Source organism: Mucilaginibacter lappiensis, assembly GCF_900155965.1.
Taxonomy (GTDB): Bacteria; Bacteroidota; Bacteroidia; order Sphingobacteriales; family Sphingobacteriaceae; genus Mucilaginibacter; species Mucilaginibacter lappiensis.
In genome coordinates, this window is the sequence record NZ_FTMG01000003.1 from 403,950 (window position 1) to 417,155 (window position 13,206).

General features: G+C 41.2%; 18 protein-coding genes. 6 read left to right on the plus strand and 12 right to left on the minus strand.

All coding sequences use genetic code 11. The annotated features are described in order from the left end of the window. Positions 1 to 121: 121 nt before the first annotated feature. On the plus strand, positions 122 to 982 hold the full coding sequence (locus tag BW976_RS08955) for a YitT family protein (protein WP_076372567.1): 861 nt from the start codon (positions 122 to 124) through the stop codon (positions 980 to 982). A 193-nt stretch (positions 983 to 1,175) separates the two neighbouring features. Here the strand turns inward: BW976_RS08955 and BW976_RS08960 are convergent, their stop codons facing one another. Next, the gene (locus BW976_RS08960) at positions 1,176 to 2,180 is read right to left on the minus strand and encodes a beta-ketoacyl-ACP synthase III (RefSeq protein WP_076372569.1); all 1,005 of its coding nucleotides are present in this window, start codon (positions 2,178 to 2,180) and stop codon (positions 1,176 to 1,178) included. A gap of 191 nt (positions 2,181 to 2,371) precedes the next feature. Further along, entirely contained in the window at positions 2,372 to 2,713 is a 342-nt protein-coding gene (locus BW976_RS08965; RefSeq protein ID WP_076372571.1) for a winged helix-turn-helix transcriptional regulator, read from the minus strand. Between the two features lie 94 nt (positions 2,714 to 2,807). Here BW976_RS08965 and BW976_RS08970 point away from each other — a divergent pair, with 94 nt between their 5' ends. Beyond that, entirely contained in the window at positions 2,808 to 3,704 is an 897-nt protein-coding gene (locus tag BW976_RS08970) for an MBL fold metallo-hydrolase (RefSeq protein ID WP_076372573.1), read from the plus strand. Positions 3,705 to 3,779: 75 nt separating this feature from the next. Here BW976_RS08970 and BW976_RS08975 read toward each other — a convergent pair whose 3' ends face one another. The 9 genes from BW976_RS08975 to BW976_RS09015 all read right to left on the minus strand — a co-directional run bounded on the left by BW976_RS08975 (position 3,780) and on the right by BW976_RS09015 (position 10,001). Further along, a complete protein-coding gene (locus BW976_RS08975) occupies positions 3,780 to 4,667 on the minus strand; it encodes a phosphotransferase family protein (RefSeq protein ID WP_175614080.1) in 888 nt (295 codons plus the stop codon). 37 nt (positions 4,668 to 4,704) lie between these two features. Beyond that, the gene (locus tag BW976_RS08980; protein ID WP_175614081.1) at positions 4,705 to 5,313 is read right to left on the minus strand and encodes a TetR/AcrR family transcriptional regulator; all 609 of its coding nucleotides are present in this window, start codon (positions 5,311 to 5,313) and stop codon (positions 4,705 to 4,707) included. Between the two features lie 63 nt (positions 5,314 to 5,376). Continuing rightward, positions 5,377 to 6,924: a DHA2 family efflux MFS transporter permease subunit gene (locus BW976_RS08985; protein ID WP_076372579.1), complete on the minus strand. Its 1,548-nt coding sequence runs from the start codon at positions 6,922 to 6,924 to the stop codon at positions 5,377 to 5,379. A 221-nt stretch (positions 6,925 to 7,145) separates the two neighbouring features. Continuing rightward, positions 7,146 to 7,727, minus strand: coding sequence for a YdeI/OmpD-associated family protein (locus BW976_RS08990; protein ID WP_076372581.1), 582 nt, complete (start codon positions 7,725 to 7,727; stop codon positions 7,146 to 7,148). Positions 7,728 to 7,757: 30 nt separating this feature from the next. Continuing rightward, positions 7,758 to 8,324, minus strand: coding sequence for a DUF4256 domain-containing protein (locus tag BW976_RS08995; protein WP_076372583.1), 567 nt, complete (start codon positions 8,322 to 8,324; stop codon positions 7,758 to 7,760). A 92-nt stretch (positions 8,325 to 8,416) separates the two neighbouring features. Next, positions 8,417 to 8,749, minus strand: a complete 333-nt coding sequence (locus tag BW976_RS09000; RefSeq protein ID WP_076372585.1) for an Imm32 family immunity protein — start codon at positions 8,747 to 8,749, stop codon at positions 8,417 to 8,419. 67 nt (positions 8,750 to 8,816) lie between these two features. Then, positions 8,817 to 9,197 (minus strand): DoxX family protein, encoded by a 381-nt coding sequence (locus tag BW976_RS09005; RefSeq protein WP_076372587.1) that lies wholly within the window; start codon positions 9,195 to 9,197, stop codon positions 8,817 to 8,819. Between the two features lie 6 nt (positions 9,198 to 9,203). Continuing rightward, entirely contained in the window at positions 9,204 to 9,671 is a 468-nt protein-coding gene (locus BW976_RS09010) for an SRPBCC family protein (protein WP_076372589.1), read from the minus strand. Positions 9,672 to 9,677: 6 nt separating this feature from the next. Then, positions 9,678 to 10,001: an ArsR/SmtB family transcription factor gene (locus BW976_RS09015; protein ID WP_076372591.1), complete on the minus strand. Its 324-nt coding sequence runs from the start codon at positions 9,999 to 10,001 to the stop codon at positions 9,678 to 9,680. Positions 10,002 to 10,202: 201 nt separating this feature from the next. On the opposite strand from BW976_RS09015, the gene BW976_RS09020 reads away from it, so the two are divergent. Genes BW976_RS09020 through BW976_RS09030 form a run of 3 tightly spaced genes read left to right on the plus strand, consistent with a single transcriptional unit; the run spans position 10,203 to position 11,775 of the window. After that, on the plus strand, positions 10,203 to 10,778 hold the full coding sequence (locus tag BW976_RS09020; RefSeq protein WP_076372593.1) for a Crp/Fnr family transcriptional regulator: 576 nt from the start codon (positions 10,203 to 10,205) through the stop codon (positions 10,776 to 10,778). Between the two features lie 44 nt (positions 10,779 to 10,822). After that, positions 10,823 to 11,224, plus strand: coding sequence for a tautomerase family protein (locus BW976_RS09025; protein ID WP_076372595.1), 402 nt, complete (start codon positions 10,823 to 10,825; stop codon positions 11,222 to 11,224). Continuing rightward, on the plus strand, positions 11,224 to 11,775 hold the full coding sequence (locus BW976_RS09030; RefSeq protein ID WP_076372597.1) for a Cif family virulence factor: 552 nt from the start codon (positions 11,224 to 11,226) through the stop codon (positions 11,773 to 11,775). Before BW976_RS09025 ends, BW976_RS09030 begins: the two co-directional genes overlap by 1 nt. 319 nt (positions 11,776 to 12,094) lie before the next feature. Here BW976_RS09030 and BW976_RS09035 read toward each other — a convergent pair whose 3' ends face one another. After that, a complete protein-coding gene (locus tag BW976_RS09035; RefSeq protein WP_076372599.1) occupies positions 12,095 to 12,718 on the minus strand; it encodes a MarR family winged helix-turn-helix transcriptional regulator in 624 nt (207 codons plus the stop codon). Positions 12,719 to 12,798: 80 nt separating this feature from the next. Here BW976_RS09035 and BW976_RS09040 point away from each other — a divergent pair, with 80 nt between their 5' ends. Next, the gene (locus tag BW976_RS09040; protein ID WP_076372601.1) at positions 12,799 to 13,140 is read left to right on the plus strand and encodes a YciI family protein; all 342 of its coding nucleotides are present in this window, start codon (positions 12,799 to 12,801) and stop codon (positions 13,138 to 13,140) included. Positions 13,141 to 13,206: the final 66 nt, after the last annotated feature.

Sequence of the window (13,206 nt, forward strand, 5' to 3'; positions counted from 1 at the left end):
TGCTTTAGGAAAGCTTCGCTTTTTTATCACTTGTTTGTCAATTCCGAAATCGAACATCCGAAATCCGAAATCTGTTCCCGCAAATATGCCTCCCTTTAGCCTCAAACGGCTATATTTGGCCATGGACGCTATAAAGACAGTAAAAGATGCAATAACGATCGGACTTGGAATATTATCTGCCGGATTTGGCTTAAAAGGCTTTTTATTATCGAGTCATTTTATTGATGGAGGAGCTACCGGTATAGCCATGTTGATATCTGACATCTCACACGTCTCTATCTCACTCCTTATCTTTATTATCAATGTACCGTTTTTGTGGTTAGGCTATAAAAAGCTGGGCTTGCAGTTTGCTATCAAAAGCACACTCGCCATTGGTTTACTTTCCATAGTTGTCGCCATTGTGCAGTTTCCGGATGTTACACACGATAAGTTACTTACTGCTGTTTTTGGCGGTGTTTTTATAGGCACTGGCAGTGGTTTGGCTATGCGTGGAGGAGCTGTACTTGATGGTACCGAAATTGCTGCCGTACTAGTGAGCAAGAAAACGCAACTACTCAAAGTGAGCGATTTTATTCTGTTGCTCAATGTATTGATATTTAGTATGGCCGCCTTTTTCTTAGGTGTGGAACCCGCTATGTATTCTATACTCACCTACATGGCTGCTGCCAAAATGATCGATTTTATTTTGAATGGTATTGAGCAATACTCGGGCATTACCGTGATATCTACCCATAGCGAAGCTATCCGTAAGGCCATTACCGAAACCCTGGGTCGTGGCGTTACCATTTACCAGGGCAAAAGCGGTTATGGTAAAGATGGGTACATCAATGATGCACGGGATATCGTTTTTACAGTAGCCACCCGCCTCGAGATTCCCTCGCTTAAACAAACCATTTTGGGTATCGATCCTAAGGCTTTTATTGTGCAGCAAAGTATTGATGATACTACGGGCGGCTTACTCAAACGTAAGGGACTGCATTAAAGACTAAAACAACAAAAGCGCCCTCTAAATCTCCCCCGGTAGGGGAGACTTTTGGAAAATGTTTTAGAGCCCCCCCTTCCGGGGAGGGTTGAGAGAGGCTTTTGCTTCATACCTTACAGCAATGACGCGTTTAATAGTAATTTTATAGCCTGTGTGGAAGCACTACATAAGCGGGGTATTTAACGGAGGCGTTTTACGCAGTTCTCAGCTTACCCCATTTTAGCAGGGTGGCGCCCCATGAAAAACCGGCCCCGAAGGCGGTTAGTATCATGTTGTCGTTATGTTTAAAATCATTTTTAAAATCCCAAAGACAAAGTGGTATAGTAGCAGCAGTTGTGTTTCCGTATCTTTCAATATTCACCTTTACACGATCGGCTGGTAAACCTAAATGGTCACCAACGGCATGTATGATCCGGTAATTGGCCTGATGTGGTATCAACCAATTGATATCATTAATGGTCATATGGTTACGCTCCAGCACCGCTTTACAAGTATCGGTCATACCGTTAATAGCAGCTTTAAAAACTACCCGGCCATCCTGGTGTATAAAATGTTTGTTGGCAGCAACACTTTCCGCCGTTGCCGGAACTTTGGAGCCCCCGCCCGGTACCAGTAAATGCTCCCGGCCTTTACCTTCGGTTTTAAAAACACTGTCAATTAGGCCGGTGCCATCAGTAGTGGGTTCAATTAAAACTGCTCCTGCACCATCGCCAAAAAGTATACAGGTATTCCTGTCTTTATAATTGATGATAGCGCTGTTTTGATCGGCACCTACCACGATCACTTTTTTATAACGGCCACCTTCAACCAAGCTTGATCCGAGGGTGTAAGCATATAAAAATCCGCTACAGGCCGCGTTAACATCCGTTGCCCAGGCGTTGGTCATACCTACTTTATCACAAACAATACTGGCGGTTGATAACAGCAAATGATCGGGAGTTGATGTGGCGATGATCACACAGTCAATTTCATCGGCAGAAACTTTAGTACTATCTAATAAATTTTTGATGGCCCAGGTGGCCATATCAGAAGTAGCGAGCGTTTTATCGGTTAAAATTCTTCGTTCCTTTATCCCGGTTCTTGATACTATCCATTCGCTGTTAGTATCAACCATTTTTTCTAAATCACTGTTACTCAGGATACTATCTGGAACATAACCACCAATACCCGTAATAACTGCGCTGCTCTTTAACTTCATAAATACTAAAATTCTTCAAAAAACAGGCAATTATACGGAAATTGCCTGTTTTTAATGGTCAGGAAACTGTTGTTTCTACAACTAACTGACGAAGTTGTTTTACAACCTGTTTCATATCCACCAGTACCGCCTGTGTTTCAGGTTATTTTCTGGGCTTCAAAACGCAGCCTGGGTTAATCTGTAATGTATGCCTATTTCGGCATATTCTCACGCCCCCATGCTTTCATGGCATCAATGATGGGCAATAAAGTTTGGCCATGCTGGGTTATTTGATATTCCACCCTGGGTGGTACTTCGGCAAAAACTATTCTTTCCAATACGCCATCCACCTCCAGCTCCCGCAATTGGTTGGTGAGCGTTTGTTTGCTTATTTCGGTGATAGCTTTTTGCATTAAACTGTACCTGTTGGTTCCATTCCTGATCAGATGTATAATCACCGGTTTCCATTTGCCCCCTATAATGTTCATACAATAGGTTACCGCGCAATTGGTAGGATTAAAATCTTTTGTCTTCCGGGCTATTGATTTTGCCATTAGTCTAAAATTATTGCCTAAGTATATAAATATAGTCTTTTGTAAAGGATTGGCAAAAACAGGAGACATTTACCAATGAAAAAAAACTAATAATATGATCAATAATCCAGATACAGGAGCTATAAAATTAAACCAGGCTCCCGGTGTTGTAAACTATCATTTTGAAACCTTTAACCTATTGGCTATTACCGATGGCAATGTTGAATATGACAGTAGCTGCTTTGCTCCTGATATACATCAAACCAAGTTGAAACAAATCAGGGAGAATCACCATATCTTATCACCGCACTTTATGCTCACTCATAATATCCTGGTGATTATTTCAGCAGATCGTATAGTAATGATTGATGCCGGCAATGGACACAAAGCCAGACCTGGTGCAGGCAAATTGGTAAGCAATCTACACGCAGCAGGGATTAAACCCGATGACCTGACCGACATTGTATTGAGCCATGCTCACCCCGATCATTTCAACGGCTTGATGAGCGATAGTGGCCAACTGGTTTTTCCAAATGCAAAGATCCATATGCATCAAAAAGAATTTGATTTTTGGCAGGATGATGACGCTGATTTCTCTAAAAGTAAAAATTCACGAGCTTCACTTCAGTCACTCCAGCAAGAGGTTAAATTTTTCTTCTCGCAGATAAGCGGAAAGCTACAGCTATTCCATACTGATGAGCCGCTATTTGATTTTTTGCAGCCTATACTTACGCCAGGGCACACACCCGGCCATTGCATGTTCACTATAACCTCTGGCAACGAAAAATTTGTTCATATGGCCGATATTTTTCATGATGAGATCGTGCTGTTCGCCAAACCAGAATGGGGTACCATCTTCGACATTGATTTTGATTTAGCAGTTCGTACCCGCCAAAGGATCCTTGAAAAATTTGCCTTGTCTAAACAACGCGTTTTCGGGTATCATTTGCCCTGGCCCGGATTTGGGTATATTGAAAAGCACAATGAGGGGTTTACTTGGGTGACAGAATGATACAAACATCATTTTATCCATTGACGATCAATTTCATCCAAACAGGATCAACTTGTGCGTGTTTGGCTTAACTAATTATAAATTTTGATTTGCCCAATGCTCAATATATTCATAATCCTCCCGTTCGCCCCTAATGGTGTGGATATGTAAATGAAATAAAGTGTAGTGAATAGTGTAGCATTGCAGGCGTTGCTCAAAATGGATCAGTGCCTTCGGATCATTTTTTATATCCTGTTTCCATATATCCATGTAATTTAACTGCGCGGATTCGGCCCAGGGTTCATTCATATGGATCAGATCGTACATCGGGTCGCCGAGCAGCATTTCTGCCCAGTCAATAACCGCGGCAATTTTATGATCGGCGGTCAGCAGTAAATTATCGTACCCATAGTCGCCATGTAATACGTGTTTCTCTTTGGGCAGGTACGGAAAATAGGTTCGCATACGCTCTGTTAAGCGGGCAAACAGCTCGCCGTTAAGCCAGGTGGTTTTAGCTAGCTCCTGCCAGGCGATGGTGTATTTACCGTTGTGAATAGCCAGGAGATATTCTTGCCAACTCCCGAAAATTCCGTCCCCGTTTTCGTTGGTATATCCCCAGCCCTTAAGGTTACCGGTATTGAGCCGGTGAATAGCCGACAGCTGGCATACTATGGTTTGGGTCAACAGTAAATCGGGTTTAGATCCTTGTGCATCTATAATTTGGTCTGAAGGGATGCCATCTACATATTTGGAAACACAGTAAAAAAATTGCGTATCGTATTTCCCGGCAGCTATAATTTCCGGAACAGGTATTTGGGCGCTGTTAAAGTGGGTGTAGGCAAAAATATCTTTCCTAAAATCGGTAAGATGTTTACTTATTCTGATAACCCGTGAGCCTTCATCTGTTTTAAAAGAGAAAACCTGCGACCACCAGCCATCCGCAATATGTTTAACATCGCTAATACCGGTAAATTGTTTCCGCAAAAAAACGTGTAGAGAATTAATACCTATGTGCATAACATCAGCCATTGATGATCAGCTTCATCCAAAGCGGGATCAATTTTTTACGCTCCTGCATCAACTGAAAAAACTCATCGGAAGTAAAATAATTCGATTGCAGCATGTGCGGGCGACTCAGGAACGGCGACATGATCATGCCGGAGATATTCCAAAACAGGTTTACCGGGTGATAATTGATATCGCCGTTGGTTTTCAACGCACGCAGTTGTTGGGCAAAATGAGAGTTAACCAATAGCCTCATGTTATTGATCATGGGTAGTTTGGTTAAACCACCCATTACCTCGCTCACCATAAAAAAAATAAAGTCGGGGTTTTCCAGTACCTGATCGATGTAGTAACCTACACAAATCTCTATTTTTTCATTAATGCCTGTATCTTCGTTATTCAATACTGGTTCTATCTTATCAAAAAGCTTTTTAATGGTTTCGTCCATAATAAAGGCAAACAGGTTTTCTTTACTACGGAAGTAGTAATTGATAGAGGCCACGTTGATATCCGCTTCGGTGGCAATATCCCTAATGGTAGTAGCCAGGAAACCTTTCTTGGTGAAAATTCTCCTGGCTGCATCTTTTATTTTTTCTTCTGTCGAAAGTTCGGCTGTTAGCGTCATAGTTGGCATTAATGGTTGTAAAGCTAACCATTAGCCAACAAATTAACCGCCACAATTAAATGCTTAATGCGACTCGGATACGGCTTTTTGTCCTTTTACAAACGGCGCCAAATAAACCAATGGAATGGCACATAACATCACAATACCTACTATCCAATAAGCATCATTATAACTTAAAAGCGTGCTTTGCTTTTGTACCGCGCCTTCTATGGCTCCGTAGGCCATGCGTGTGGCATCGCTAATGGATTTGCCTTTGGCTACAAAAGCCTGTACATATCCATTAAACCTCTCGTTATAAAAAGGATTGTAATTATTAATGTTTACCAGCAGGTTATTGCGGTGTACCGCCTGCCGTATGTGGATCATGGTATTTAAACCGGCTATCCCAAATGAACCGCCCAATTGCCGCATCATATTGTTTAAGCCCGTACCCTGCCCAATTTCCGCCCCTTTTAAGCCACCAATAGCCATTGTAGTAAGCGGCACAAAAAGCAGGGACAACCCAACACCGCGTATAGCCAGGGGCCAGAAAAAATCGCCGATACCGGATGATAAAGTAGAGTGGCTGAGCATGGCCGAAAACACAAAGAACAATAGCATCCCTATGGTGGCCATAAACTGGGCGGGTACGCCTTTATTGAGCATGATGCCCACAAAAGGCATCATTATAATGGTAAACATCCCACCCGGAAATAATATTTCGCCGGTTTGCTGTGCCGAAAAACCTAACAAGCCCTGGCAAAATACCGGGAACACAAACGTGGAACCATACAAACCCACACCCAACACAAAGGAAGTGACCATACCGGCCGAGAAACTCCGGTGCCGCATGATCTTAAAATTGATAATGGGGTATTCGGTACTCAACTCGCGCCAAATAAACAATAACGTACCAAAAATAGCAGTTACGGTTAATACGGTGATGTAAGGCGTGGCAAACCAATCTTCATCCTCCCCTTTTTCCAATATGGTTTGCAGGCTTCCTACCGCTATGGCCAGTAAAGCTATCCCCCACCAGTCAATGGGTTTTCCTTTGCCATCACTTGGCGTAGCCCTCACAAACATATAGGTGCACACCGCTGCCAGGATACCCACGGGTATATTTACATAAAATATCCAACGCCAGGCGGCATGATCGGTAATATAACCACCTATAGTTGGCCCGATGGTTGGGCCCACAATAGCACCCAAACCAAATAAGGCGGTAGCTGTACCTACCTGGTTAGGCGGCCAGGTTTCCAACAGGATAGCCTGCGCTGTAGAAATAAGACCAGCTCCGGCCAGCCCCTGCAATATCCTGAACATCACCAGCTCGGACAAACTTTGCGCGTTGCCGCATAAAAAGGAAGCTATGGTAAATACAATGATGGAGGCTAAAAAGTAATTTTTTCGTCCGAAGAAACTCCCCAGCCAGCCAGACATGGGCAGGATGATCACGTTGGCCACACTGTAACCGGTTACCACCCAGGCAGCATCGGTAATGGTGGCACCCAGGTTGCCCTGGATCTGGGGGATAGAAACGTTAACGATAGTGGTGTCGATCAGTTCCAGCAATGATGCTGTGATAACTGTAATGGTAATGATCCATTTTTTAAATCCGGTTTCAGCCATTTGATTAATGCTAAAAAGTTAATGATAAAACTTCTCGACAAATTAATCAAACGATTGATTAAAACATTTGTTTAAAATATATGTTTGGTTTATTTACACAGGTTTGACGGATCTGTGGCTTTTCATACAGACTAGACTATAGAGCAAACCAAACCCCATATCGAAAAATATGGCTGAGGTTTATGCAAGGCGAAAAGAAACGGGGAAATAATATTTAACAGTTACAAATCATTCAACCCTTTTCCATTGAGAATTTGCAGCATATATTTTTCGATCCTTGCCTCCCGGGTTTTGGATTGTTTGGGTTGAGAAAAATGGAGGATGTAGGCTCTTTGGCGTCCCGGCGTTAATGCCTCAAAGGCGGTTTTCAAGGCAGGGATCTTAGCCAGTTTACTTTGAAACTCTTCGGGAATGGGGAATTCCTCCGTTTTTTTCAGTTCTACCTTTAAACCGGCTTTTTCCACTTCTATGGCTTCATAAACATGGGCCTTCAGAATGGATTTCTGCTCTATAATTTCCAGAACATTGGTAAACCTCATCTGGCGTGCCGCCTGCACATTTTCCGTTTGCTGGATCAAAAGACCATCCGCATTATTTAACAAGGCCCCTTTAAAAAACAAAAGCGCGCAGTACTCTTTAAACACATGTATTAAAACGATATTGTTTTCCTGAAAGGTATAGCAAGGGCAGCCCCACTTTAATTCTTCCGTAAGCCCGCAGTCTAATACGATCATTCTTAACTGATCCATTTCTTCCTGCCACTTTTTGGCCTTATTAAAATAAAAATCAACTTTAGGATTCATGCTATTGTTTTAATTATGTGTTTATGAAACTCAAACCTTTAACGAGCCCCGGAAGCCCCTGGCAGCGTAGTAAGATTCGGCCCCGTTATGGTACACAAAAACAGTATCATACCGGCGATCACAAAAAACTGCACCACCCAATTTCCTGATATCGGCCGGAGTTTTTATCCAGCTGGATGTTTTGGTATCAAACTGTCCAAGCTGCTGCAGTGTCCGGTATTCTTCTTCTGTTAATAATTCAACACCCATATCATAAGCCATCTGCACCGCACTGTTTTCTGGTTTATGTTCTTTGCGGGCCTCCAGGGCTTCATGGTCATAACAAACACTTCTCCGACCTTTAGGACTTTCGGCCGCGCAATCATAAAATATGTATTCGCCGGTCTTTTTATCATAGTCAACCACATCGGGTTCACCACCGGTTATTTCCATTTCATCAAGAATCCATAATTTTTCAGGATTTGCTTCCAGCCTGGTCTGCACTTTGGCCCACTCTATACCTTTATGCCGGTTCATATTTTTCTCAAAACGTATTTTTAGTGTGCCGATCAGTTCGGTATATTGTTCTGGCGACAATTGCTTTTTATTATTTTTCATGTTGTTTGTACTTTATGTTTTGCAAATCTTTCGGATAGAAGAAAAATGCAGTGATCAAAATGTTGATTTTTAAAACATTTCAATTAGCAAAGTCAATGTTCATTATTTTTCTCAATGTATCGATCATAAAAAACACTTGTCCCTTTTGCATCGATTCTACCTACAATTACTTCTACAGAACTTTTACTTATGTCCAAATTCGGCCGTAAATGAATATGTTCTCTCGCTCCAATTGGAAGGTCTTTTACGGCATCTTGATTTAGGTCTGCTATTTTTATTAAAAGCTCCGCAAAGGATTTCAGCCCTTCGGGGTCACCGTGAATTAATATGTTTTGCCATTTCACTTTTTCACCTTCAAATTCATCTTCATTATCCGCAACAAAAATGTCCAAATGCCCTGTAATTTCTAATTTGTATTTCTCCATTGTTAAATTAAATATTTCAAATACCCGTTTTGTCTTCTCATTCTCTTCCTGCCATTTTTAGAATTTATTAATTAACCGAAATGATCTTTCTATCCGCAGGTCTTAAATACCACGATAAAACAGCAAAAACAGCCAGCATGAATGGAGCAACAATTTGGGCAGAGATATCATTACTGGCTATGTGCGAAATTATGGCACCCGTCATTGTAAAAAATATACCTGCATAGGCCCATTCCTTTAGCAATTTAAATCGTGGGATCAATATCGCAATTACACCCAGCATTTTCCAAACACCTATAATCGAAATAAAGTAAGTAGGATATCCCAGGGGCTTAAAACCCTTCACCACCCCTTCTACCTGCAGAGCCTGCGCCAAGCCACCCGAAAAAATAAAGAAGGATAATGCTACCGTAATTATCCAATACCAAAGCGTTTTTTTCTTTTCCATTTTGAATTATTTTAATTTGTTTACGATGTTTTGTAAGCGGTTATGCGCCATATTGATGCCTTGAGCAAATGGCATTTGCAATACCTGATCTCTTTGCGCTATTGATTTATATACAATATGCATGGTGAGTTTACTAGTATCACCCGTGAGTTGTTCAAATTCCAGAAACTCCAGCTGAACGGCAAATGGCGTGTTCTCCATTTCAAATGTCCGGGTGATCTTCTGGTTAGGAACAAACTCGTGGATTGTTCCATTGGCCCGAAAAACCACGTTGCCATGAGCATCAGATGTTTCAAATTGATAACCGCCGTGCTTTTTATTGTCCAGCTTAAGCACCTTTGTCCCCATCCATTGTTCTACAATCTCGGGTTCTTCATAGGCTTTAAAAAGCAATTCCAGCGGTAAATCAAATTCCCGGGTAATCACTAATTCCTGTTTGCCGTCTTCGGCATGGATCTTTGTTTTTTGTTCCATATCGGTTTATTTTTTGGTTTGATAGTTTTTCATAATGGCTTCCAGTTTGTTAAATCGTTCATCCCACATTTGGCGGAATGGTTCAATAAAGTCGGCTACAGTTTTCATTTTTTTCGCGTTAATATGATAGTAAATTTCCCTGCCGTTTTGTTTTTGTTCTAATAATTCGCACTCAGTAAGTATTTGCAAGTGTTTAGAAACTGTTGGTCTGGCGGTGTCAAAGTTGGCAGCTATGGCACCAGCTGTTAAGGCTTGCGAAGCTACCAGCAGCAATATAGCCCTTCGGGTTGGGTCGGCTATGGCCTGGAATACGTCTCGTCTTAAATTCATTGCGTAGTCATTTGACTACAAATATATATGTAGTTATTTAACTACGCAATTTTTTGTATGATTTTTTTTCGATTATTTTTAAATTCATTAAAATCATGAACACCGTAACCGCTTAAAATCTTTACAGACCCGTGTTTTGATCCCGATAGCCACCGTTAAATAAAACTTATCTTTGATATGTGTCACTAATCAGTTGAAACAATGGACTCACTAATTTCCTTATTTACCGAAAAGCTAGGGCTGGATAGAAACCATTTTGAAACATTTTATGGCGAGTTGAAGACAAAAGACCTAAAAAAGAAAGAGCATCTGATTTGCGAAGGCTCTGTTTGTAATTTTATCGGATTGGTATCTTCCGGAACGCTCCGGTCATATGTGCGTAACAACGAAGAAGAATTTAACAATGATTTTTATTTTGAGAATGACTTTGTGAGTGCTTACACCAGCTTTTTAACGCAGATGCCTACCAATTGCAATATAGAAGCATTAACTAACAGCACTATGCATTACATCAGTTATGAGAAACTCAACAAATTAATTGCCCAAGACAACGCCTTTCTGAAGCTGGCTAAATATATTTCTGATACCTATTTTATCAGGAAATGTAAGCGGGAAACCTCCTTTTTAAAACATTCAGCAGCAGAACGGCTCGAAGCGCTATCCTCCCTGTATCCGGGCATAGAGCAGCGGGTTTCCCAATATCATATCGCTTCTTACCTGGGTGTAAAACCCGAATCCCTGAGCCGGATCAAACTCTTAACATACATCAATAAATAAAGAATTTTTTAGGCGCAGCTTTATACTTCATTAAATATTGAAGCATGCCCATCATTAATTTAAAAGTAAGCGGTCAGGAAGATCCCGCTTTAGCGCAAGAACTCGCCAAAACTATAAGTCGTCTTACAAAAGATATTTTAAACAAAAAGCCTGAAGTTACAGTAGTCACCGTAACATTTGTACCGGATTATCTCTGGTTTGTTAATTCTGTATCACTAGCTCAATTAAAAACAAAAAGCTTTCATCTCGACATCAAAATCTCCGACTCTACCAACCTCAAAGCTAATAAGGCTAAGTATATTGATGCCGTACACTGTTCATTAGCCTCTATTCTCGGCAATATCCACCCGGTAAGTTATACCGCCATTCAGGAGATGAAAGCAGATGCTTATGGCTATGAGGGATTAACTATTGAGTATAAATACATTAACAATCAAAAAAAGTAATGAAACCTATAAAATTGCTATCCATTATACTGCTGATAACTATTCAGCAATCACATGCACAGCAGGCAGCAGATAATAAAAAAGAAATAAACAACATCATCACCAAGTACACACAAAGCGTAATTACAAAGGATTCCATTACGTTTTACAGTTTGTTTAATGACGGACCCGTTATCTGGTGCGGGGTCGTTAAGGACAGATCTCAAGCCAAAGAAACAGAAAAAAAGGGAGCAAAAGTGGGAAAGAGTAATTATTTCGCGGCAAGTTACAAGGGCTTTTTACGGGCCTTATTCAGCTATAAATCAACCCAGGATAAGTTTGATAATATACGAATAGTTGAGGACGGAACCGTTGCCTCGGTAACTATGGATTACAGTTTCTGGGCCGATAATAAAATGACCAACTGGGGCGGCAAATACCTGGGCCTAATAAAACGGGATGGGAAGTGGAAGATTACCAGTGTGATTTATTCATTAGAATTGACTGATTACTTTGAGCAACCAACACTTAAAGAAAGACAGGGATTATCCTCACATTATACTGTACAATAATCAGAAAACAGCGCTTAAAAACAGAAGGAGGAAAATCTTTTTGCAAATGTGCATGTGTGATAGCATGCACATTTGCAGGTTTTAAATTAGCCCTTTTTAAAATATCTGCTTTTAATAAAGGACGTGAACAGGATACCAGCAACACTACAGGCAACCAATAGATAAACAATCAGGATGTGTTCTTGCATTTTGGTTTATAATTTTCATAAATGTAACAAGTATGATACAAAATATGCAAGCGTTTTGAAAAATAATCTTTTAACCCGATGGGATAAAAAGTCAGTAAAACATCATTTAACGATCTGTCCTGTGTCATTATTCAGCCTTTATCTATCAGCTGTTTTATGGCTAGTTCCATATTTTCAATCGCTTTAGTTTTTCCTTCATGAAACATAGCGGTATGCTTATCGACTATCCCGGATAAAGCTCGCGTAATCACCACTTTGTCATCTGTATCAACCTGAGCCAGCACCATCCAAGTTACTTTATCCAACAAAGCGTTTAAATGGTTCAGGAGATCAATGCCCTCATTGGTTAGTTTTATTAAGCGTACCCTTTTATCTGCAGGGTCTACCCGTTCGCTGATGATGCCCACTTTAAGCATCCGGTTTAAAATATCGATACCGGTGGTAGGCTCCAGCAAGAGGTTAAAACTCACAATTTCGGTTTTACGGAGTTCGTGTCCCGCCGCTATGGCTTCCAAAAGGTAATACCATTCCAGTTCAAATCCGGGTATTTGCCGCAGGGCCAGTTTATAATAAGTTTTCAGGATGCTGTTAGTTTTGCCCAGCTGTTTGGCCAACTGCAGATCGGCCTGATTATTATTTGAAGCCTGTCCTTTATTAGCCGACAGATAATGATAACAAAAGCCTTCTACCCGGGCATTCGGTACCTGCTCGGTGTATTGCTGCCAGGCGGTAATGAGTTGTACTAAAGGTTGCATGGACAAATATACAATTAATTATAAAATCGTTGCATTTATATCGATTTCGTTTTATAATTGTAAAATATTAAAAAACAGTCATGAAAAATTATATCGTATTGTTCAGGGAGCCTGATGGTCGTGTTGATGAACATCCGGCCGAAGCTGTTAAAGCACATCAGGAAAATTGGGCCGCCTGGTTCAAACAATGGGGTGCAGCAGGTAAGCTGGCAGGTGGCAGCGGATTAACCCTGGAAGGCCGCATCATCAAAGAAAACGGCAGTGTTATAACAGATATTCACCGGATAGGCACCGAAATAGTAGGCGGTTACCTGCTGCTTAAAGCAGATGATTTGGATGAGGCTACACAGATAGCAGCCTCCTGCCCTATTTATGAATTTGGCGGTTATGCCGAAGTACGGGAACTGCAAAATCAATCGTAATACGAAGCAGCCGCCCCAGCAGAAGTGCGTTACCCGCCCGCCCAGCTTTTTTCTTTGAAATGTTTA